Origin of the sequence: Arthrobacter sp. StoSoilB20 (genome assembly GCF_019977295.1) — a bacterium.
In the GTDB taxonomy this organism is placed as follows: Bacteria; Actinomycetota; Actinomycetes; order Actinomycetales; family Micrococcaceae; genus Arthrobacter; species Arthrobacter nicotinovorans_A.
Genome location: NZ_AP024651.1, coordinates 4066937 through 4088412, shown reverse-complemented (window position 1 = coordinate 4088412; position 21476 = coordinate 4066937). Strand labels below are relative to the sequence as shown.

23 protein-coding genes are annotated in these 21476 nt (G+C 63.5%); 10 read left to right on the top strand and 13 right to left on the bottom strand.

The genetic code is table 11. From position 1 onward, the window contains the following. Positions 1-282 precede the first annotated feature (282 nt). The 4 genes from LDN85_RS18580 to LDN85_RS18565 are packed head-to-tail and all read left to right on the top strand — an operon-like array spanning position 283 to position 3416. Positions 283-693, top strand: a complete 411-nt coding sequence (locus LDN85_RS18580; RefSeq protein WP_026543476.1) for a TOBE domain-containing protein — start codon at positions 283-285, stop codon at positions 691-693. Further along, positions 690-1496, top strand: coding sequence for a molybdate ABC transporter substrate-binding protein (modA, locus tag LDN85_RS18575; RefSeq protein WP_223943781.1), 807 nt, complete (start codon positions 690-692; stop codon positions 1494-1496). The genes LDN85_RS18580 and modA overlap by 4 nt, the downstream gene beginning before the upstream one ends. 13 nt (positions 1497-1509) lie before the next feature. Further along, a complete protein-coding gene (locus LDN85_RS18570; RefSeq protein WP_051420949.1) occupies positions 1510-2325 on the top strand; it encodes an ABC transporter permease in 816 nt (271 codons plus the stop codon). After that, positions 2322-3416 carry an ATP-binding cassette domain-containing protein gene (locus tag LDN85_RS18565; RefSeq protein WP_026547955.1) on the top strand — a complete coding sequence of 365 codons (1095 nt, stop codon included), beginning with the start codon at positions 2322-2324 and terminating at the stop codon, positions 3414-3416. The genes LDN85_RS18570 and LDN85_RS18565 overlap by 4 nt, the downstream gene beginning before the upstream one ends. Positions 3417-3466: 50 nt before the next feature. Here the strand turns inward: LDN85_RS18565 and LDN85_RS18560 are convergent, their stop codons facing one another. Both LDN85_RS18560 and LDN85_RS18555 read right to left on the bottom strand, forming a co-directional pair. Further along, the gene (locus tag LDN85_RS18560) at positions 3467-4084 is read right to left on the bottom strand and encodes an MSMEG_1061 family FMN-dependent PPOX-type flavoprotein (RefSeq protein ID WP_026547956.1); all 618 of its coding nucleotides are present in this window, start codon (positions 4082-4084) and stop codon (positions 3467-3469) included. A gap of 103 nt (positions 4085-4187) precedes the next feature. After that, positions 4188-4523: a hypothetical protein gene (locus LDN85_RS18555; RefSeq protein ID WP_223943780.1), complete on the bottom strand. Its 336-nt coding sequence runs from the start codon at positions 4521-4523 to the stop codon at positions 4188-4190. Between the two features lie 219 nt (positions 4524-4742). Here LDN85_RS18555 and clpB point away from each other — a divergent pair, with 219 nt between their 5' ends. Then, entirely contained in the window at positions 4743-7400 is a 2658-nt protein-coding gene (gene clpB, locus LDN85_RS18550; RefSeq protein ID WP_223943779.1) for an ATP-dependent chaperone ClpB, read from the top strand. Positions 7401-7476: 76 nt separating this feature from the next. On the opposite strand, the gene LDN85_RS18545 is transcribed toward clpB, so the two are convergent. Next, positions 7477-8103 (bottom strand): septum formation family protein, encoded by a 627-nt coding sequence (locus tag LDN85_RS18545; RefSeq protein ID WP_223943778.1) that lies wholly within the window; start codon positions 8101-8103, stop codon positions 7477-7479. A 746-nt stretch (positions 8104-8849) separates the two neighbouring features. Between LDN85_RS18545 and LDN85_RS18540 the strand changes: the two genes are divergently transcribed. The 3 genes from LDN85_RS18540 (at position 8850) to LDN85_RS18530 (ending at position 10810) form a co-directional block, all read left to right on the top strand. Further along, on the top strand, positions 8850-9074 hold the full coding sequence (locus tag LDN85_RS18540; protein ID WP_011776148.1) for a DUF3073 domain-containing protein: 225 nt from the start codon (positions 8850-8852) through the stop codon (positions 9072-9074). 186 nt (positions 9075-9260) lie between these two features. Next, a complete protein-coding gene (locus tag LDN85_RS18535) occupies positions 9261-10043 on the top strand; it encodes a VOC family protein (RefSeq protein ID WP_223943777.1) in 783 nt (260 codons plus the stop codon). After that, entirely contained in the window at positions 10040-10810 is a 771-nt protein-coding gene (locus tag LDN85_RS18530; protein ID WP_091552204.1) for a VOC family protein, read from the top strand. Before LDN85_RS18535 ends, LDN85_RS18530 begins: the two co-directional genes overlap by 4 nt. Before the next feature lie 174 nt (positions 10811-10984). Here the strand turns inward: LDN85_RS18530 and purM are convergent, their stop codons facing one another. The 7 genes from purM to LDN85_RS18495 all read right to left on the bottom strand — a co-directional run bounded on the left by purM (position 10985) and on the right by LDN85_RS18495 (position 16762). Further along, positions 10985-12133 carry a phosphoribosylformylglycinamidine cyclo-ligase gene (gene purM, locus LDN85_RS18525; RefSeq protein WP_223943776.1) on the bottom strand — a complete coding sequence of 383 codons (1149 nt, stop codon included), beginning with the start codon at positions 12131-12133 and terminating at the stop codon, positions 10985-10987. Further along, positions 12130-13761, bottom strand: a complete 1632-nt coding sequence (gene purF, locus LDN85_RS18520) for an amidophosphoribosyltransferase (RefSeq protein WP_026547027.1) — start codon at positions 13759-13761, stop codon at positions 12130-12132. The genes purM and purF overlap by 4 nt, the downstream gene beginning before the upstream one ends. A 147-nt stretch (positions 13762-13908) precedes the next feature. Beyond that, entirely contained in the window at positions 13909-14241 is a 333-nt protein-coding gene (locus LDN85_RS18515; protein ID WP_026543486.1) for a hypothetical protein, read from the bottom strand. Between the two features lie 91 nt (positions 14242-14332). After that, positions 14333-14674, bottom strand: a complete 342-nt coding sequence (gene uraH / locus LDN85_RS18510; RefSeq protein WP_017199951.1) for a hydroxyisourate hydrolase — start codon at positions 14672-14674, stop codon at positions 14333-14335. After that, positions 14671-15180: a 2-oxo-4-hydroxy-4-carboxy-5-ureidoimidazoline decarboxylase gene (uraD, locus tag LDN85_RS18505; RefSeq protein ID WP_223943775.1), complete on the bottom strand. Its 510-nt coding sequence runs from the start codon at positions 15178-15180 to the stop codon at positions 14671-14673. The genes uraH and uraD overlap by 4 nt, the downstream gene beginning before the upstream one ends. A gap of 155 nt (positions 15181-15335) precedes the next feature. Continuing rightward, positions 15336-16175 carry a phosphatase PAP2 family protein gene (locus LDN85_RS18500; RefSeq protein ID WP_223943774.1) on the bottom strand — a complete coding sequence of 280 codons (840 nt, stop codon included), beginning with the start codon at positions 16173-16175 and terminating at the stop codon, positions 15336-15338. 95 nt (positions 16176-16270) lie between these two features. Further along, entirely contained in the window at positions 16271-16762 is a 492-nt protein-coding gene (locus tag LDN85_RS18495) for a helix-turn-helix domain-containing protein (protein ID WP_223943773.1), read from the bottom strand. Between the two features lie 63 nt (positions 16763-16825). Between LDN85_RS18495 and LDN85_RS18490 the strand changes: the two genes are divergently transcribed. Both LDN85_RS18490 and LDN85_RS18485 read left to right on the top strand, forming a co-directional pair. Next, positions 16826-18067 carry an MFS transporter gene (locus tag LDN85_RS18490; RefSeq protein WP_223943772.1) on the top strand — a complete coding sequence of 414 codons (1242 nt, stop codon included), beginning with the start codon at positions 16826-16828 and terminating at the stop codon, positions 18065-18067. Positions 18068-18093: 26 nt separating this feature from the next. Further along, positions 18094-19188 (top strand): alanine--glyoxylate aminotransferase family protein, encoded by a 1095-nt coding sequence (locus LDN85_RS18485; protein ID WP_223943771.1) that lies wholly within the window; start codon positions 18094-18096, stop codon positions 19186-19188. 256 nt (positions 19189-19444) lie between these two features. Here the strand turns inward: LDN85_RS18485 and LDN85_RS18480 are convergent, their stop codons facing one another. From LDN85_RS18480 to LDN85_RS18470, 3 genes are read right to left on the bottom strand one after another with little or no spacing between them, the layout of a single operon-like run. Further along, positions 19445-19717 (bottom strand): hypothetical protein, encoded by a 273-nt coding sequence (locus LDN85_RS18480; RefSeq protein ID WP_223943770.1) that lies wholly within the window; start codon positions 19715-19717, stop codon positions 19445-19447. Positions 19718-19725: 8 nt separating this feature from the next. Beyond that, a complete protein-coding gene (locus tag LDN85_RS18475; RefSeq protein ID WP_223943769.1) occupies positions 19726-20811 on the bottom strand; it encodes a C2 family cysteine protease in 1086 nt (361 codons plus the stop codon). Next, positions 20811-21365 (bottom strand): hypothetical protein, encoded by a 555-nt coding sequence (locus LDN85_RS18470; RefSeq protein ID WP_223943768.1) that lies wholly within the window; start codon positions 21363-21365, stop codon positions 20811-20813. The genes LDN85_RS18475 and LDN85_RS18470 overlap by 1 nt, the downstream gene beginning before the upstream one ends. Between the last annotated feature and the right edge of the window lie 111 nt (positions 21366-21476).

The window sequence follows — 21476 nt, the reverse complement described above, 5'->3', positions numbered from 1 at the left end:
GGCGCGCCCGGTCGCGCAAATCGCACCGGTGCTGACGGGTGCCTCGCGCGGAAACTGGTGCCCCGGTGACGCCAAAGGAGTGCGTCGGGGACGACGAGAACGACGACGGCGGCGCCTCCCGTCGGTGCCGCTGCGCGGCGGCGCCTCCCGTCGGTGCCGCTGCGCGGCGGCGCCTCCCGTCGGTGCCGCTGCGCGGGTGCCGCCTGGTTACGGTTTTAGTAATATTCGGTTTGCGGACAAACCAGCCCCATCCAGACGCATTTACGGAACTACACTGATCCCATGCCGCAAATACGAATTTCCGAGGCCGCCCGCTTTCTGGGTGTCAGTGACGACACCGTCAGGCGCTGGACTGAGAACGGAACGCTGACGGCGCAGAAGGATCCGGCCGGGCGTCTTGCCGTGGATGGCCTGGAACTCGCAACTCTTGCCCGCGACCAGTCCCATCTCCCGGATGACCCCGCCCGGGTTGGAAGTTCGGCCCGAAACCGCTTCGTCGGTTTGGTCACGGGGATCACGGCTGACAAGGTCATGGCGCAGGTGGAGCTTCAATGCGGCCCGTTCCGGGTGGTGTCACTCATGAGCAGTGAAGCCGTGAGGGACCTCGGGCTGGAGCTCGGTTCGGTAGCCACCGCCGTGGTCAAGGCCACCACCGTCATCATCGAGACTCCCCAGGGAAAGAGCATCATATGAGCATCACCGGTCATCGCCCCAGATTTACAGCACTGTTGCTTGCCGGCGCCCTCACAACGGGCCTCGCAGGCTGTGCAGCGGACACGTCAACACCTGCGGCCCCCTCAGCCGGTGCCTCGTCCCAGCTGTCGGGCGAGATCACTGTTTTCGCAGCGGCATCCCTGAAAACGACGTTCACTCAATTGGCCGAGGACTTTGAGGCCGGGAACCCTGGAACCAAGGTCAATCTAAGCTTCGCCGGTTCCTCGGACTTGGTCACGCAGATTACCCAGGGCGCCCCCGCCGACGTCTTTGCCTCCGCCGACACCAAGAACATGACCAAGCTTGCAGACGCCCAGCTCGTGGACGGCACCGCCCAGAACTTTGCCACCAACGTGCTGGAGATTGCCGTCCCACCCGGCAATCCGGCGTCGATCTCTTCTTTTGCCGACCTGGCCAAACCGGGCGTCAAAGTGGTGACGTGCGCCAACCAGGTTCCTTGCGGCGCAGCTGCGGACGTGGTCGAGAAAGCTGCCGGTATTACCCTGAGCCCCGTCAGTGAAGAATCATCCGTTACCGACGTCCTGGGCAAAGTCACCTCCCAGGAAGCCGATGCGGGCTTGGTTTACGTCACGGACGTCAAGGGAGCGGGGAACAAGGTCAAGGGCATCCCCTTCCCGGAATCGGACAAGGCCGTCAATACCTACCCGATCGCCACCGTAGGTACCAGCAAGAACAAGGAACTGGCCGCTGCCTTCATTGCCATGGTCACAGGCAACGACGGCAGGAAGATCCTTGCCGACGCCGGCTTCGGCGCTCCGTAACCGGGGGATTGTGATGAAACGCATCGGCTCCGGTTACCACGGCATCCCGTCGTGGGTCTTTGTCATCGCCGGAGTCGGGGGATTGCTGGTGGTCCTTCCACTGGTGGCGATGCTGGCCAAGGTTAACTGGCCGCAGTTCGTTCCCCTCATCACCTCCGAATCCTCGTTGGCGGCGCTGGGTTTGAGTCTGCGAACCTCGGCTGCGAGTACCGTGCTCTGCATCGTGCTGGGAGTGCCCCTGGCGTTGGTGCTGGCACGCGGAGACTTTCCCGGTCAGCGGTTGCTCAGGGCATTTGTCCTCCTGCCGCTGGTTCTTCCGCCGGTCGTCGGAGGCATTGCGCTCCTCTACACGTTTGGGCGGCAGGGGCTTTTGGGTAAATCGTTGGAGGCGGCGGGGATCCAGATCGCGTTTTCCACCACGGCGGTGGTCCTGGCACAGACCTTCGTGGCCTTGCCCTTCCTGGTGGTCAGTTTGGAAGGCGCGCTGCGATCGGCCGGAAACAAGTACGAAGCGGTGGCAGCCACGCTCGGAGCCCGGCCCACAACAGTTCTTCGTCGTGTCACCCTTCCACTGGTTTTGCCAGGCCTGGCGTCCGGTGCTGTCTTGTCCTTCGCGCGCAGCCTGGGCGAGTTTGGTGCCACATTGACCTTCGCGGGAAGCCTGGAGGGGGTAACCAGGACGTTGCCGTTGGAAATCTATCTGCAGCGTGAGACCGACGCCGATGCCGCCGTCGCATTGTCCTTGGTCCTGGTGGCGGTTGCGGTTGCTGTGGTGGGGCTCAGTTACGGCCGCAGGCAGCGCAACAAGTCCGTGGAGGTCCAGCCATGAGCTTCGAATTCCATGCCAGCCTCAATGCCAGGAACTTTGATCTGCGGCTCAGTCTTGCCGACGGCGAGACCGTTGCCATCCTTGGGCCCAATGGCGCAGGCAAGTCCACTCTCCTGGGGATCATCGCCGGCTTGCTGCGGCCGGACGCCGGAACAGCCACAATGGGCGCGGCGGCCAACGGAGACAGCCTCAGGACGTTGTTCAACCTCGACGGCGGAACCCGCCTGTGGAGCCCGCCGCACCTCAGGGGCACCGCCTTGCTGGCCCAGGAAGCACTCCTGTTTCCCCACCTGAACGCGTTGGACAACGTGGCGTTCGGGCCGCGCAGTGTGGGTGCTTCCAAACGGGCGGCCCGGGAAACTGCCAAGCACTGGCTGGCCGAGGTGGAGGCACTGCCGCTTGCCGGCCGGCGGCCAGCTCAACTATCGGGCGGACAAGCCCAACGGGTTGCCGTGGCCCGGGCCCTCGCTGCTGAGCCTGAACTGCTCCTCCTGGACGAGCCCATGGCCGCGCTGGACATCCACGCCGCTCCGCTGCTGCGTCGAGTGCTCAAAAGGGTGCTGCAGGACCGCAAGGCCATCATCGTTACGCACGACGTCCTGGATGCCTACATGCTGGCCGATCGCGTCATCGTGGTGGACAACGGCCGGATCGCCGAGGCAGGGCCAACCCGGCAGGTCCTCGAACGGCCGAGAAGCCACTTTGCCGCCGGATTGGCCGGCCTCAACCTGGTCACGGGCACCCTCACCAGCGAGGGAATTACGACGCCGGATGGCCGGGTTTTCGCGGGCCGGCACGATCCTGACTGGTCACCCTTGCCCGGTCAGGCAGGCGTGGCCGCCTTCCCGCCGTCGAGCGTTTCCGTTTTTCCGGGCGAGGTGCACGGAAGTCCCCGCAACTCCTTCCCTGTGGTCATCACGGACCTCGAGCCGCACGGCGACCAGATCCGTGTGCGTGCACGCTCAGGCGCATCGGAACAGTCCCTTTCGGCCGATATCACCCCGGCAGCCTCTGCCGATTTGGGCCTGGTGCCGGGCATGGACGTGAGGTTTGTGGTCAAGTCCGCGCTGGTCTCGGTGTACCCCTCCTGAGGGCTGCTGCCCGGTCCGGTGCCTGGGGGCTGCTGCCCCTCCGGTGCCGGTCAGTCCTTGTACATCCTCTCGGCGTAGGAGGGTCCGTAGTAGGACTCCAGGTCCTCCAGCGGTGTCCCGGGTTGGGTATACGTCTGGGCCAGGACCGCGATGCTGGGCAGGCCTTCCGGATCCCAGGTTTCGGGCTGCCATAGGCCACTCCGCATGAAAGCCTTGCCGCAATGGGTAAACACTTCCTCTACGGAAACCACCACGGCTGCGCGGGGCCGGTGCCCCTTGACCACCATGTGATCGAAGAAGTCTGCATCCCGGACAATCTGCGCCGTACCGTTGATACGCAGGGTGTCGGTCCTTCCCGGGACGACGGACAGGATGCCGACATTCGGGTTTTCCAGGATGTTGTGGAAGCCGAAGGCGAGCCTGTTCCCGGGGCGCTCCGGGATGGCAACGGTGTGGTCATCCAGGACGTGGATGAATCCGGCAGGGTCTCCCTTGGGCGAGGCGTCTACCCGCCCCAGCGCATCGGTCGTTGAAAGCACGCAAAAGGGGCTGGCCGCCAGCCATTGGCGATCGAAATCGCTGAGCGAAGTACGGACCTTCTTCCGCACGCGGTCGAGGGGGAGTCCTATGAGTTCTTCGAGTTCTTCCGGGCTTGAAATGGTGTCCATGGCCACAGCCTACGGGTGTTTCTTGCCCTGCGGAGCGTCTGCACCCGTTCCCGCCTTCCGCGCCCGTGAGTACGGTCGCGGCAGGCGGGAACCGGTGCGCTGCCTACATCCCGGGGATCTCCAGCGCCTCATAAACCTGGATGGACGCTCCCGGCATCATCAGGTGCGGATGCCCTTCAAGGAGTGCCAACGCGGCGTCCATGCTGTCGGCTTGAAGGATGGTGTAACCGGCTACGTCGGCGGCCGAATCCGAGACTCCGGAGGTGCCGATCTCTTTACCCCCACCCAGGGGCGTCCCAAGGTCGACAATGCCGTCGCCGGCCTTTTCCGCCCAGTCCATCCAGACCTTCATGCCTTCCGACGCCGACTCCGGTGAGCTGTCCTGCATCGCCGATTCTGCGGACTGAGGAGCAGTGTAAAGCACCATGTACTTTGTCATGTCGGTTCCTTTTTTCGAAGTTTTGGCCGAGCCTGCGGGAAGGCCGTTCCGCCCGGTCACAGCCTGATCGTAGACCCCTGTTATTCACATAGCCATGGTTTTATCTGGACACTGGTTTCGCCGTGGGCAAACATGGAACCCAGTGGACCAAAAATCAAAGTTGAGCGTAGTAGACTCAACTTTGAAAGCATTGGATCCACTCCAGAAAGGGAGCACTCTTTGGACGTCAAATTCACCACCAAAAGCCAGGAGGCCCTTTCTGCGGCCGCCATGAATGCCTCGACGGCGGGCAACCCGCAGTTGGAGCCCGCTCACCTGTTGAAGGCGCTGATGGACCAGCGTGAAGGTGTTGCCGTGGCACTGCTGCGCGCTACCGGCGCGGACCCGGATGCCGTGAGTGTGCAGGCCAGCTCGGCCATCAAGGCGCTTCCGTCGTCTTCGGGAAGTTCCGTCCAGCAGGCCCAAATGTCACGCCAATCGGTGCTGGCCATCCAGGCTGCCCAGAACGAGGCCGACAAGCTCGGCGACTCCTTCGTCTCCACTGAACATCTGCTGCTGGGTCTTTCGGCCGGAAGTGATGCGGTGGGGAAGCTGATGCGCGACGCCGGCGCCTCCCATGAGGCGCTGCTCGCCGCACTGCCGGGTGTCCGCGGCGACAGGAACGTCAACTCGCCGGACCCGGAAAACACCTTCCAGGCGCTCGAAAAGTTCGGCACCGACCTCACTGCGGTGGCGCGCTCAGGCAAGCTGGACCCGGTCATCGGGCGTGACAGCGAGATCCGCCGCGTCGTTCAGGTGCTGAGCCGCCGAACCAAGAACAATCCTGTACTCATTGGTGAGCCCGGCGTTGGCAAGACGGCCGTCGTCGAGGGGCTCGCCCAACGCATGGTGGCCGGCGACGTCCCGGAGAGCCTGCGCGGAAAGACGCTTATTGCTTTGGACCTCGCTTCCATGGTGGCCGGGGCGAAGTATCGCGGCGAATTTGAGGAACGCCTGAAGGCCGTCTTGGAGGAGATCAAGAACTCCAACGGACAAATCGTTACGTTCATCGATGAGATCCACACGGTAGTCGGCGCCGGCGCCACAGGCGAGAGTGCAATGGATGCGGGCAACATGCTCAAACCCATGCTGGCCCGTGGCGAATTGCGCCTCATCGGTGCCACTACCTTGGACGAGTACCGGGAAAACATTGAGAAGGACCCCGCCCTTGAGCGGCGCTTCCAACAGGTCTACGTCGGCGAGCCCAGCGTGGAGGACACCATTGGCATCCTTCGCGGCCTGAAGGAACGCTACGAGGCACACCATAAAGTAGCTATCGCGGACTCGGCGTTGGTGGCGGCCGCAACGTTGTCGAACCGCTACATCTCGGGACGGCAGCTTCCTGATAAGGCCATCGACCTTGTGGACGAGGCAGCATCCCGGCTTCGCATGGAGATCGACTCCGCACCGGAGGAGATCGACCAGCTTCGCCGCGCCGTGGACCGTTTGACCATGGAAGAACTGGCCCTTCAAGGTGAAACGGATCCTGCATCCGTAGAACGGCTGGCTGCCCTGCGTGCCGACAAAGCGGACAAGAACGAAGAACTCAGCGCTTTGAATGCGCGCTGGGAAGCGGAGAAGGCCGGACTCAACCGGGTAGGTGACCTCAAGGCCAAGATCGACGAACTGCGTTCTGCCGCGGATAAGTCCCAGCGGGAAGGTGACCTGGAATCGGCATCGCGGATCCTCTACGGGGAACTGCCCGCTCTTGAACGTGAGTTGAGCGCAGCCGCTGAGGAGGAGTCGGCCCGGAGTGACTCAAAGCCTGAGTTGATGGTTGCTGAAGACGTGACTGCTGACGATATTGCCGAGGTGATTTCCGCGTGGACCGGCATCCCCGCCGGACGCATGCTGCAAGGGGAATCGCAGAAGCTGCTGCACATGGAAGAAGAACTCGGAAAGCGCCTGATCGGACAGAGCAAGGCTGTGCAGGCTGTGTCCGATGCCGTGCGCCGGGCCCGTGCCGGCATCAGCGATCCCAACCGACCCACGGGTTCCTTCCTGTTCCTGGGACCCACCGGCGTCGGTAAGACCGAGCTGGCCAAGGCCCTGGCGGACTTCCTCTTTGACGACGAACGCGCCATGATCCGGATCGACATGTCCGAGTACAGCGAGAAGCACTCAGTGGCCCGCCTGGTGGGTGCTCCTCCGGGATACGTCGGCTACGAAGAAGGCGGCCAGCTCACCGAGGCAGTCCGGCGCAGGCCGTACTCCGTGGTGCTTTTGGACGAAGTGGAGAAGGCCCACCCCGAGGTCTTCGACATCCTCCTGCAGGTCCTCGACGACGGCCGCCTCACCGACGGCCAAGGCCGCACCGTGGACTTCCGCAACACCATTTTGGTGCTCACGTCCAACTCCGGAAGCCAGTTCCTGGTGGACCCGGGCATGGATGCCAAGGCAAAGCGTGATGCAGTCATGGCAGTGGTGCAGGCATCGTTCAAGCCGGAATTCTTGAACCGCCTGGATGAGATCGTGCTGTTCGATCCCCTGAATGTGGAAGAGCTGGCCAGGATCGTGGAACTGCACGTTGCCGAGCTGAGCAACCGGCTCCGTGATCGCCGCTTGAGCCTCGAGGTTTCGGACGGAGCCAGGGCATGGTTGGCTATGTCCGGATTCGATCCCGCGTACGGCGCCCGGCCTCTTCGCCGCCTGGTGCAGCGCGAGATCGGTGACCGCCTGGCCAAGGAGATCCTTGCCGGTGAAATCAGCGACGGAGATACCGTGCTGGTGGACACCGCAGCTGATCTCGACGAACTCACCATTGAGGGGCTCGAAGCGCTGGCAGGTCCCGACGGCGGCATGCCGGCGGGTGCGGGACTCACGGTCCGCAGGAAGTAACCGCCACAGTGTTCTTCCCGCACGTGGTGCGGGACCAACAAGGAGCAGCCCGCCGGATGCAAGTGCAGCCGGCGGGCTACTTCTGCAGGAGGTCTTCTTTGATGGTGTTGCCTGAGTCCACCACAATGAAGCAATCGACCCGACGGTCGCCCCGATCCCAACTGGTGGTACTCGGGTACACATTCTGCTGCAGCAGGACGTAGTTTCCGGCCGCATCGTTGAGCTTTGCCACCGAGGCCTTGCACACCTCGCGGCCCTTGTCACGCAGAGCATTGGTTCCGGGGAAGGAATCCTCGCCCGGGTACACGTGGACTCCAATGAGCTGGGCAGAGTGCTCGGTGTCGCAGGCTACCGCGCGTGCTTCGCTTGCGTTGGGATCAAAGTCGGCGAAGCAGTCGCCCACCTGGAAGTCCTTGGAATTGGCGTCACGGGGAAGCGGCCCCGGGGTAGCGGTGGCGCTTGGGGTGGTGACAGCGGCTTCGGGACGGGTTCCCAGCAGGTTCAGCAGCACCCAAATCACCACGCCTATGAGGACGAGAACACCCACCACAATTCCGCCAATGACCAAACGCTGCCGCTTTACCGGATCCCCGTGCGGTTCGGGCTGTGGCTCTTGGCCCGGATACGGCTGCTGGCCCGGATACGGCTGCTGGCCCGGATAGGCGCTGGCGTACTTAGGGGCTTGTCCGTCAGACGGTGGCATCGTCGGGTCTGGCTGGGAGGTAGGATCTGGAACGAAGTCGGGATCGAGCTCCGGTGCGGGATCCGGCTGAAGCCCTGACGGGGATGCCCAGGGGGCCGGCGTGGTTTGCGTGTCAGGGGAGGGCGGTTGCTGGGCCGGGGACGCGGCGGACTGTTCCGGATCCGGCCGGCCAGTAGCCTGTCCCGCAACAGCTTGTCCCCCAACAGGTTGTCCCGCAACAGCTTGTCCCGCAACAGCTTGTCCCGCAACAGCTTGTCCCGCAACCGTTCCAGGCTGCTGTCCCCAGACGGGCTGTTGCCCAGGCTCGGGCGAAGGTTGCTTGTCGGGGCCGGTCGCGGTCGGTTGCTCGGGCTGCTGGCTGCCTGATGCCCCGTCCGTTTGCCCGCCCGTCCCGGATGCCGGCGTATCAGCGCCGGCGGGTTCGGTTTTGGGCGCGGGAGGCACCCCATCCTTGTCCTTATCGCGTGGGGAGCCCTCGCGTGGCGGGGTGTTGTCCTGGCTCATTTCCTGGGTGTGCCCTTCCTGCTGTGACGCCGCATTGAGGCAGACTCTACCCAATTTTTGGCCCCCAGGGAGGTGTTTGGCCGTGCTTTTGGCCAAGGCTGGTCCGGATGGGGGCTGTGGTGGCGCGCAGGCACCCCTGAAAGCATGTAATCTAGACATACGACAAATTGACCAAACATTCCGGGGCCTCACCGATAGCCAAGGTGACCACCTCCGGTCCAAGTACAAAAGGGGGTCACGCCATGGGGCGCGGCCGTCAAAAGGCAAAAGCTACCAAGCAGGCTCGGGATATTAAGTACTACTCCCCGAACACTGACTATTCGGCACTTGAGCGGGAGCTCACGGGTCCGTCCAGTCGTGTCAAGAGCCACTTCCCCGACGATCCCCCTGAGCCGGACTATTCGGCTTATGAGGACAAGTACGCGGAAGATGATGACGACGAGGTTGACACCCGCCGGATCGGATAGCTGTCGCAACCAACAGGTGCCGTAGGCGCTGAGTTGCGGACCGCCGTCGTACTTTCAAGGTCATCGCGCATTTCAGGATGCCGGAAATCTTTTGAAAAAAGGGCCTCAGGGCACGCCAGTCATTGGCGTACCCTGAGGGCCCTTTTTTGCGTAGGCTGGAGTTTCGAGTGCATTGAAAGGAACGCCATGCCGGAGGTCGACAGCTACACGCAGGGGACGCCGTGTTGGGTGGACCTTTCTTCCACCGACATTGACGTTTCCACCAGGTTCTACAGCGACCTCTTCGGATGGGAGCTGGACGCCATGGATGCCGGGAACGGCATGACGTATTACATGGCCAAACTCAAGGGCCGATACGTTGCCGGAATGATGCAGCAGATGCCGGATGCCCCGGAAGGGATGCCGTCCTACTGGGCCAACTATCTTGCGGTTGACTCGGCTGACGAGGCCGCGCAGAGGGTGGAAGCTGCCGGCGGTGCCCTCCTTTTCCCTCCTGACTCCGTTCCAAACGGGTCCGGGCGTATGTTCTTCGCCACAGATCCTACTGGAGCCCAGATTGGCTTTTGGGAAGCAGGAAAGCATCCGGGGTCGGGGCTGGTCAACGAGCCGGGAACCATGATCTGGAATGAACTACAGACCAACGATGTCCCTAAAGCCGTAGCTTTCTACGAGGCCGTGACCGGCTGCACCAGCGAAACTGAACCATCCGGCGACTTGCAGGAGTACACAAGCCTGCTGGTGGACGGACGACGAATTGCGGGTGCGCTGAAGCTGCCTATCCAGGGCTTGTCACCGTTCTGGATGACCTACTTCAATGTGGTGGATATTGACGCGACTGTGGAGCGGGCCGTCGAGCTGGGCAGCCACGTTATTGCCCCCGCATTCGACGTGCCGGGAGTCGGACGCATGGCAGTCCTCATGGACCCTGCAGGCGCAGCCTTCAGCATCATGACAGGCTTGGCATCATGACTTCACGTAAGCACTACGCCAGCGGAGAGCCGTGCTGGGCCGACCTCCAGACCAGGGACGTGTCCGCGGCCAAGGATTTTTATCAGCAGGTTTTCGGGTGGAGCTACAAGGACCTTCCCACTCCGGACGGGCGAAGCTATGCGCAAGCCTTCGTCAAGGATCAGCTGGTGGCCGTCATCGCACCGCAGAACCCCATGCAGGAGGCAGCCGGAACGCACGGTCAGTGGAATATCTACATCGCCGCCACTGATACCGACGAAATCGCCGACGACGCCGCCCACGCAGGCGGGAAGCTTCAGTTTGGTCCCGAGGCAGTAGCGGATACAGGGGTTTTGGCGTTCGTCGAACCTCCGGGCGGCGGGACTACAGGTATTTGGCAGGCGGGAACGCATGTGGGAAGCCACCTGTTCAACGAGCCCGGCGCCTTGGCTTGGGCTGAACTGTTGACACCTGAGCCGCAGGCCGCCGTCGGGTTCTTCCAGCAGCTATTCGGGCATGAGGTTACGGAATATCCGCAGGACGACGGCGGCAGCTACAGTACGTTGATGGTCAACGGTGACGAGGTGGCCGGCATCGTTCCTGCCGATGAAGGCGAGGACGCTGCCTGGCAGATCTACTTTGGCGTGGCCGACGTGCGTAAGGCCGCTGAAGCCGCGCTGGCCGCCGGAGGGGAACTGCTGGTCGAGCCGGAAGAAGGGGCCGAGACAGGCTCACTCGCCACGATTCAGGACCCGCAAGGCGGAATCCTGAGCTTGATCCAGGTCTGAAGACACTGAAGACGCTGAAGACACTGAAGGCGCTGAAGGCCTGAACACACCGAAGCCCAGGAAGGCCCCGGAGACGCACCCAAGGCGTCAACACACCGAAGACGCCGGAAACGTAAAAGAGCGGCCGGGCAGTTCATCACTGCCTGGCCGCTCTTTTATGAAGCAATAACGCGCTTAGGCGTAGGCGTTCACCAAACGCACAGCGCCGCCGTCGACGCCCTTGGCACCCTGGACGTAGTCCGGGCCGGTCTTGTCGATCGAGTCGCTGTCAGCTGCAACGGTGCCCATAACCCAGGAGGGCAGGCCACGGTCGTTCAGGCGGGCCACGGCAGCATCGGCTGCTTCGGCGGAAACAATGGCAACCATGCCCACGCCGAGGTTTAGCGTGCGCTCCAGGTCGGCCAGGGGGACGTTGCCCAGCTCGGAGACCAGCTTGAAGATGGCCGGCAGTTCCCAGGTGTTGCGGTCAACCGTAGCTACCAGGCCCTGCGGGAGGACGCGTGCCAGGTTGGCGGCGAGGCCACCACCGGTGACGTGGCTGAAGCCGTGCACTGCCGCGCCGCCCGTGACGGGGAAGGTGCGGGCGAGGTCGAGGCAGTCAGCTGCGTAGACGCGGGTGGGCTCCAGAAGCTCTTCGCCCAGCGTGCGGCCGAGTTCGGATACCTGGCGGTCCAAGGCCCAGCCGGCGTGGTTGATGACGCGGCGGACCAGGGAGTAGCCGTTGGAGTGCAGGCCGGAGGATGCCATGCCGATCACGACGTCGCCGGCGCGGACGCGGTCCGGGCCGAGGAGGGCGTCGGCTTCGACGATGCCGGTGGCAGCACCTGCGACGTCGTATTCGTGCTCACCCAGGAGGCCCGGGTGCTCAGCGGTCTCGCCACCCACCAGCGCGGTGCCGGCCACGGAGCAGGCAGCTGCGATACCGCGGACGATGTCAGCGATGCGTTCCGGGACAACCTTGCCGCAAGCGATGTAGTCGGTCATGTAGAGCGGCTCAGCGCCCACCACAACGATGTCGTCCACCACCATGCCTACGAGGTCGAAACCGATGGTGTCATGGATGTCCATGGCCTGGGCGATGGCTACCTTGGTGCCCACGCCATCGGTGGACGTTGCGAGCAGCGGCTTCTTGTAGGTCAGCAGCTTCGAGACGTCGTACAGGCCAGCGAAACCGCCGACGCCGCCGATCACCGACGAGTTGTGGGTGGCCTTGATGGCGCCCTTCATGAGTTCGACTGCGCGGTCTCCCGCTTCGACGTCCACACCCGCGGAGGCGTAGGTGATACCGGAGTTATTCTCAGCGGCGGGTGTTGCGGAGCTCATACAGACTCTTTCTTGTCGGCGTCGGTCAAACGATCAGCGTCGGTAAGCAGGTTTTCGAATTCGGCGTCAGGTCCGGGATCGCAGCCCGTGGCGCCGGGCTTCTCGGCCGGGTCCTCGGTATCGTCCACGGAATCGGCCTCAGAGGCAGCAGGCAGGCCGCCAAGGTCGGTGCGCTCCAGCAGGTTCTTCCCGAGCTTGTCCGCGTGGGGAAGCTCGATGGGGTACTTGCCGGTGAAGCAGGCGGTGCACAGACGTTCGCGCGGCTGCTGGGTAGCGCCGATCATGCCGTCCTCGGAGATGTAGGCCAGCGAGTCAGCGCCGATTGCCTGGGAGATCTCCTCGATGGTGGCACCGTTGGCGATCAGTTCCGCGCGGGACGCGAAGTCGATCCCGTAGAAGCAGGGCCACTGGACCGGGGGAGAGGAAATCTTTACGTGTACCGCGGCGGCACCGGCTTCCCGGAGCATCCGTACGATGGCACGCTGCGTGTTGCCGCGGACGATCGAGTCATCCACCACAACAATGCGCTTGCCGCGGATCACCGACTCCAAAGCGTTGAGCTTGAGGCGGATACCCAGCTGGCGCAGGGTCTGCGAGGGCTGGATGAAGGTGCGGCCCACGTAGGCGTTCTTGACGAAGCCGTGCGCGAACGGGATTCCCGACTGTTCGGCGTAGCCCACGGCTGCGGGGGTGCCTGACTCGGGAACCGGAATAACGAGGTCTGCCTCGTGGGTGTTTTCGCGGGCCAACTGGCGGCCCATCTCCACACGTGCCTCGTACACGGAGCGGCCGGCAATGGCAGCGTCCGGGCGGGCGAGGTAGACGTATTCGAAAACGCAGCCGGCGGGGGTTGCCTCAGCGAAGCGCTGGGAGCGGACGCCGTCCTCGTCGATGGCAATGAATTCGCCGGGCTCGATTTCGCGGATGAAACTTGCGCCAACGGTGGCCAGGCCGGCCTGCTCGGAAGCGACAACCCAGCCGCGCTCCAGGCGGCCCAAGCACAAGGGGCGGATGCCGTAGGTATCGCGGGCTGCGTAGAGCGTTCCTTCATCCATGAAGACGAAGCAGAAGCCGCCCTTGATCTTGGGCAGCAGCTCCAGCGCGGTCTGCTCCAGGGTCTTGCCCTCTTCACCCTCAAGGAGTGCGGTCACCAAGGCGGTGTCCGAGGTGTTTCCCTGCTTCATTTCACCGGTCAGCTGGCCATCGTTGCGCTCAAGGATCATTTCCCGGAGCTCAGCGGTGTTGGTCAGGTTGCCGTTGTGGGCCAGGGCAACCGTGCCGGTTGCTGTTGCACCCAGGGTCGGCTGCGCGTTGGCCCAGTGGCTTGCACCGGTGGTGGAGTACCGGCAGTGGCCAACGGCCAGGTGCCCGGTAAGGGTGTTCAGGGTTGTCTCATCGAAGACCTGGGACACAAGGCCCATGTCCTTATAGACATTAATGCGCTTGCCGTCACTGGTAGCTATACCAGCCGATTCTTGTCCGCGGTGCTGCAGCGCATACAGCCCGTAATAGGTGAGTTTTGCTACTTCTTCACCGGGAGCCCAAACCCCGAAGACGCCACAAGCGTCCTGGGGGCCTTTTTCGCCGGGGAGAAGATCATGAGAAAGTTTTCCGTCGCCACGTGCCACTGGTCGATTGTCTCATGATGTCGGCGTGGTACGTTCCCCCGCAGCTTATGTGACCCCCGGAACGGGCCTTGATCAGGGGAGTTCGGCCGAAAATGCGGCGCGTCTCACACTTGGCACCCCCGCAAGCAGGTGGGCCGGGCGCCTGAGTCAGCGGACGCCGTCGTTCTCTGGTCCTTCGTCCGGAACCGAATCCGGAACGGGCTCAACTACGGCACGCTGTGTGCGCTTGATGCTGATCCGGTCCAGGACCAGGGCGAGGATGGAGAAAAGAATGACGCCGCCGCCCGCGCAAACGATCAGGAAGAAGCCGAACACCGTGCCGGCGTCGAAAGCGGGGTCTGCCTGGCGGCCGTACGCGATGATGGCTGCCACGATTGCACCAACCACTGCTCCCAAAATCATGAAGGGAACAAACTTGGGTGCCCGGCGAACCGTGATCTCGCGACGGGCGGAGTTGGGGGTGGTGTCCTCTGAAGCCATGCGTTAAAGCCTACCGTTCTCCGCCCAAGTGACAGTTAATGCCAATGTCCTTGAAGAACATTGGCATTAACTGGAAACTCGGCGGGGTGGGTCAGCTGCCGCGGTACGTCGAGAATGCGAACGGGCTCAGCAGGAGCGGCACGTGGTAGTGCTCACCGGCGTCGGAAACTGTGAAGTTGAGGTCCACTTCGGGGAAGAACGTCTCCGTGCCGAGGCCCTCGTAGTAGGCGCCGGTGGCGAAGTTCAGGCGGTAAGCGCCGCCGGGAATCCGCTCGGGGCCAAGGGTCTTGATGCGGCCGTCGGCATCGGTTTCGCCCTTCGCCACCAGGGTCCAGTCGTCGCCTTCGCGGACGTAGAGTACGACGGCGACACCCGCCGCCGGGCGGCCGGAACCTGTGTCCAGGATGTGGGTTGTTACTTGTGAAACGCTCATGCGTTGACTCCTTCGCTGATCAAGCCGGAGAGGCGCAGCAGTGCGATCTCCCGCAGTTGGCCAGCCACGATTGTGTCTTCTTCTTCGGGCGTGTGGGTGATGCGTTCCTGGAGTGTGCCGAGAATTTCCTGCGCACTGCGTCCCGCGGCGCGGATCAGGAAGACCCTGCCGAACTTTTCCTCGTAGGCGCGGTTTCCTTCGGCGAGGGCGGTGGTGACCGCGCTGTCTCCCGGATCCACTCCCGCTTGCTCCGACCGTGACATTGCTGCCTCGGTGGTCTGTGCCTTGGGCCGTTCGCCGATCCTGGGGTGGTGGGCCATGGCTGACTCCACTTCCTCGGAGGTGAAGGGCTCTGCGGCCTGCTGGGCCTGCCCCAACAATTCCTCGACACTGGAGAAGGGGCGGGCGTCGACGACCGACTCCACCCAGCGGGTGATATCCAGGCAAGGGGTCAGGATCCTGATGGCCTCGTCCCGGTCAACACTGTTGAATTCTGCAAGCTCCATGCTTGTGACATCCTTGTGCAAATGCTGGCATCCATGGTGTGGGCTATGCGGAACTCCTGCTGGTGCAAGAGGAAGCGCGTGCTTCAATGCTTCCGCATCATGGAACTGTTATTTCAGCATACGTAATTCAGTTAAGCGGAGCAGCCCCGCCGGTGTCAAGAGACTACCCTGCGGGGACTGCCATGGCGTCGGGCCCGCACGGTCAGGTACAGGCGATGGGCGGTGATCACCAAGGCCAGCCAGGCGATACCGATGGCCCACGCGGCCAGCACGTCCGTCAGCCAGTGGTGGCCCAGGTATACCCGACTCAAGCCCATGGTCATGGCGAATACGGCCGCTACCAAAATGGTGATGACCCTGGACCGGGTGGTGTTAAGCCTGAGGATGATCAGATAGGCGACGATGCCAGCGATCACGATCGAATTCAGCGAGTGGCCGCTGGGGAACGATGGCGAGTGCTCATACGGCGGGATGGCGTCGGCGAGATCGGGGCGGGTGCGGCCAAACAATGGCTTGCCCAGGATGGTGATGAGAAGCGAGCCAAGGCCGGCGGCGAGCATCAGGATTACCGGAGTCCATGAGCGACGCCTCAGGGCAAGGAAAATCATGATCGCGACCGCTATCAGCGGCATGCCCACCGTTCCGCCGATGTTCGTATAGGCGGTGATGGCAACGTCTGCGGCCGGTGATCTGACGGACTTGGCGGCATCGAGGACCGGGTGGTCAAGGCCCGCGACGCCATCGGCCTCGGTCACGGATTCGTAGACTTCCCCAAAGGCCCAGGCCAGGGACAGTGCCACGGCCAGGCCCACCACCAGCGTGATGATCAGTGCGGCGTAGGGACCCAGGAACTTGGTGATCCCTTCTGCTCCGCGCGCCAGGGTGTGGCCAACCGGCGACTTCCAGCGGGTCAGGTCCTTTCCCGCGACAAATCTGTCCTGGTTTACCTCACCGGAGACGCCTTGCTCCGGCGCCTCTTTTCCTTCAGTCGTCACTCGTGTCCCCTATCCGTGGCGGCCTCAGTATTGGTGAGTAACCTTAGCAGTTGCTGCCCGGAGGTTCCTGGGTGTTCTTTTCGGTCAGGGGCCCGCTACTTCCCGGTGACAGCCGGCGCTGAGCTGTCAGGCAACGTTTGTCCCACTTTGACCAGCAATGTCTGTTCGGGTTTGAGTTCCATGCCGCTGTCCCCGAGGGGCCGAAGTTGCGGGACCGGCTGACCCGTGGCTGGATCCATGAGGGCTGAATGGTGCTCTTTGGCGCCAAATGCATTGCGCTCGCCCCACTGCCGAAGGCTGAGGATCACGGTGAAGAGGTCCCGGCCGGCCTCCGTCAGTTGGTACTCACTGCGCGTACCGCGGTCGTTGGGAGCCCTGTTCAGGACACCCCTGTCCACAAGGAGCCGGAGGCGATCCGAAAGGATGTTCTTTGCCACCCCGAGCGACCTCTCATATTCGGAGAAACGACGCTTGCCGTCCAGGGAGTCCCTGATGATCAGCAGGCTCCACTTGTCCCCCACAAGATCGGCGGCGCGGGCAACCGGGCACTCCGGGTCGGTCCACTCGACATCACTTGGTTGCAACATAAAACCATTCTGCCATAAGGTCAAACGGTTGCATATTGAAACCAATCTAGGGAGAGGGGCATCTTGGGCACCAAACAACCCATGCATTCCCGTGAGGGAATCAGCCGGGCTCTCCTGCTGCTGTTGGCCGTTGTGGCCGGCTTCATGGTCTCGAACATCTACTACGGGCAACCATTGCTTGAGCGGATCGGCGCCGATCTGGATTTGCCCACAGCAAGCCTTGGCTGGATCGTGGCGTCCTCCCAGGCCGGCTATCTCCTGGGACTGGTCCTCCTGGTTCCGTTGGGGGACTTGGTGAGCAGGCGCTTGCTCATTCCAGTGCAGGTTGCAGCCAGTGCCGTGGGCGCGTGTGCCGTGACACTGGCGTCGTCGCAGGCTGCCCTCCTGGTTGCCTTCGGGATCCTGGGGTTGGCGTCGTCAGTGGTGCAGACCATCGTTGCCTACGCCGCATCTGCCAGTACCCCCGACCAAAGGGGCGGAAACATCGGAACCGTCACGTCCGGCGTCGTGAGCGGCCTCATCCTGGCGCGGACCGTAGCGGGCGGCATGACCGATCTCTGGGGCTGGAGGTCGGTCTACCTTTTCGCCGCGGCGGCCGGGATTGTCCTCGCCGTCGCGGTTTTCCGCGCCCTGCCCCAAGAAAAGGCCGAGAGGCGCGGGGTGGGTTATTGGCGCGTTGCCTCGTCCGTGGTGGTCCTCACGCGGAGGAATCCCGTGTTCCGGACCCGGTCGCTCACCACCTTGCTGCTTTTCGCGTCCTTCGGGGTGCTGTGGAGTGGGATGTCGCTGCTGCTCAGCGGCCCGTCATGGCACCTTCCGCCGGGCATTATTGGACTGTTCGGGCTGGCGGGCATGGTGGGCGTTCTCGCTGCTTCCAAAGCCGGCACCGCGTCCGACCATGGTTGGGGTCAGAGGGTCACAGGGTGGGGGTTGGCGGCGCTCCTGGCCTCGTGGGTCACGTTGTCCTTCGGCAGTTGGTCGCTGCTGTGGTTCATAGCCGGGATCATCGTGCTCGACGCTGCAGTCCAGGCCGTGCACGTCAGCAGCCAAACGCTCATTGTTGGGGGCGCCGAAGAGTCGGCCAGCAGCATCATCGGCAGCTATATGGTGTTCTACTCGGTAGGCAGCGCAGTGGGTGCCGCCGTCGTAGCGCCCGTCTATGCGGTGTGGGGATGGGCCGGCGCCAGTGTCCTGGGGGCGGTATTTGCGCTGGGTGCGCTCGCCGTTTGGGGAACGGATCGGTTTCGGCTGCGGGGTGCTGGAACGCGGTTGGTTCGCTCCGGGCAGCAGGCTGGGGCAGAATGACCTCAACCAGCTGAAGGAGTTCGCACATGCACGATATTCTGACGTCCCGGTTCCTGTTCGGCCCCGGCCCGAGCAATTGCTACCCCGAAGCCATGGCTGCGTTGGCCTATCCGGTCCTCGGGCATCTGGACCCCGTCTTCATTGAGCGCCTTGACCACACCTGCGAGGGCCTCCGGACGGTGTGGGGAACGTCCAACGCACGGACACTTCCGTTGAGTGCCACAGGTTCAGGCGGCATGGAAGCAGCTTTCGTCAACACAGTGTCCGACGGCGACGTGGCAGTGATCGCTGTTAACGGACTGTTCGGGGCGCGCATGTGTGAAGTTGCCCGGCGCTGCGGTGCCACGGTGGTCCGTGTTGACCACGAATGGGGCCAGCCCGTGGACGCCGACCGCGTGCTCTCGGCGCACCCCAATCCGAAAGTGATCGCGGCGGTCCACGCCGAAACCTCTGTGGGGGTGCTCTCCGATATCGCCGCGCTCGGTGCCGGCAAGGGCGACGCCCTGCTGATCACCGACGCCGTTACCTCCATCGGCGGTCTGGAACTCCGCGCGGACGACTGGGGGATTGACGTCGGGTACGCCGGCACGCAGAAATGCCTGGGTGTTCCGCCGGGACTTTCGCCGTTTACCGTGTCCGACCACGCCTTCGAGCGCCGCGTCAAGGATCCGCGCTCCTGGTACCTCGATATCGGGCTGTTGGGAGGCTATGTTGGCGCGGCCAGCGGTGCCCGGACCTACCACCACACCGCCCCCGTCACCATGATCGCCGGCCTCGAAGCCGCCCTGGACCGCATCCTTGCCGAGGGCCTCGAGAACGTGCAGGCGCGGCACCGTGCAGCCGGTGCGGCGTTGCAGGACGGGCTCCAGGAAATGGGGCTGGAACTGTTCGCCGCAGAAGGCTCCCGCCTGCCAAGCCTCACCACCGTGAAAGTGCCCGACGGCGTCAACTCGGCTGCCGTCCGCTCTTACCTTCTGGAGAAATTCAGTATGGAAATCGGCTCGGGCGTGGGAGAGTTCGCGGACACCGTGTGGCGGATCGGCATGATGGGTCCGAATGCGAACAGTGCCTCGGTGACCCTGGTGCTGGGAGCGCTGAAAGAGGCGATCGCGAAAGCCTGACGCTCTTGCACATCCCCGGGGTTGGGGCGGAACCCTCTTGCACATCCCCCCGGTTTGGGCCCAACCCTCTTGCACGTCCCCCGGGTTTGGGCCCCAACCGTCTCTCACATCCCCCGGGCTTGGGGCGGAACCCTCTTGCACATCCCCCGGGCTTGGAGCGGGACCCTCCTGCACATCCCCGAGTTTTGGGCGGAACCCTCTTGCACATCCCCCGGGTTTGGGCCGAACCGTCTCTCACATCCCCCGGCGCCGACAATCAATCGGCGACGTGACCGGCGTCGTACGTCAACGTTGCTGACGCCGCGGAACTGCTGTCGGCGGGTCGAATGGACGTCACCGTCAGCAAGCCCGCGCCCGGCAGGGTGATCGACTGGCCCTCTCGGAACGCCTGCTTCCGCTGATGTTCGGCGGTCCGGATCCAGAATTGGATGGCGGGAGCACCGTCGGCGATACCGATCTTGACGACGCCAACCTTGACGCCGTCGAATGTGGGCTGCATGCCCTGCTTGACTGTAACCAGCTGTTCCATGGCCATCCTTACTTCACGTCCACGGAGTACACGGAGTCGAAGTTTTCCTTGTACTCATCTTCGGTGAGTTCCAGCGTTCCGGACTTATGGTCGTCGTCGCCTTCCAAGTATCCGCCGGAGGGTCCCCACGGGTTGGCCAGGACGATCACTTTGTCGCCGTCGTCGTTGGTCTTTACATCGACCACAACATACGCGTGGTTGGGCACGACGTCGGTGCGGTTGACTTCGTCGGACTCCCAGACCCAGTCGAAGTCGTCATCCTTCACATCTTCGGTGCCCACGGAAACAGCTTGGCCATCCGAGAGTTTGTCCTCGATATCGTCAAAGTCCAGCTCGCCGTCCTTGTCTGCGGACTGGCCGGTCATCAGTTCCATGGCCTCGTTGCTGAAGCCGCCGTCGATGTCGTCGTAGGACCCGCCGCGGTGCTCGGCAGCTGCGCGTTCGTAAATGGAAAGCCAGTTCGGCTCGCCGTCGGCGCCGCGGACACCGCCCTCAGTCGACTTGGCCTCCACAGTTACTTCGACTGGTTCGCCGTCTTCGTACAGTGTGACCACCCAGTGCGTGGGCGGATCGCCGACCGGACGCATGTGCGATTCGAGGAACTCGTCCAGCTTGCCTTCGCGCTCCAGCACTTGGGCCACGGAGCCGATTCCTGCCAGCAACCAGCAGTCGCCGATTTGTCCCTGGTTGATGTCGGCGGGGTCGCCGGCGTCGGGGTCGTTGCGAACGTCGCCGGGCACATCGACGTCGGGAGCGTCCGGATTCAGGGGGCCCGGGTCGCCGGGTGGGTTCGAGTCTCCCCGCCCGGAGCGATCGGAGCCCGAGGACCCGGAACTGGACTTGTCCTGCTCGTCCGCATTGCGGATCAGCTCTGTGGCCTGGGCCTGCAGCTCGCCGGAAATCTTCTTCAGCATGGGGCGGTGCTCGGAGTCCCACGAGGCCCTGAACATCGCCGCGTCGCGGCCGTCCCACCGCGCATTGCTGATCAAGTGACCCAGCTCCGTGGAGAGGGAGGTCATCCGTTCCGAGTGCCGGGACATGGTCTTTGCCAGTGCCCGCAACTGTTCAATGTCAGCGCCGTAGAATCCGGGCATTACTTTTCCCCCTGGGGTAGTTCGCTGGCATCGCAGCTTTCGGACTGCACTGGCGCGGTGATGTCGAGGTAGGCCGGAAACTTCGAGCGGATGGTCACCGTGGCGCCCGCGGCGTCGGTGCTGCGGCTGACCACCCAGCCTCCCGGGGTGGGGTCAGTTCCGTCGAACGCCGGGAACCCGTGCTGCTGCAGGATGGGATCGGCCGCGGCGAATACCTCTTCAAAGCTCCGTGAGGGTTTCACGATGTCCGCGCTGCTTTTCATGCTCCGTAGGGCGAGCACGCATTGGCCATCTTTTACCCGGCTCAGGCTTACGGGGTCGTCCACAGACCAAGTGATACCCGGCAGCTTCGCTTCAAGAGCGGCAACAAGTTCGGTGGTCAGGGCGTCGTACTTGGCGACACTCTCGGCCACGGGCGCCGGGCTGGCCGTAACCGGGGGTGCACTGCTTGGTTCCCGGGTGGGTCCGTCCGGGGTATTGCCGCAGCCCGCAGTCGCCATCAGCGCCAGGGCAGCAGCCAGCGCCCAAGGCTTAAGGTACGTGCTGCGGTTCATTTCGTCCCCAATTTCCGGTTAACGTTCGACGGCGGATCTCACCGAATGCTGTCAGGTTGCGTTTCGCTTGGCGATGGGCAGAACGACCCATGCAGGTGAGAGATGGTTCGG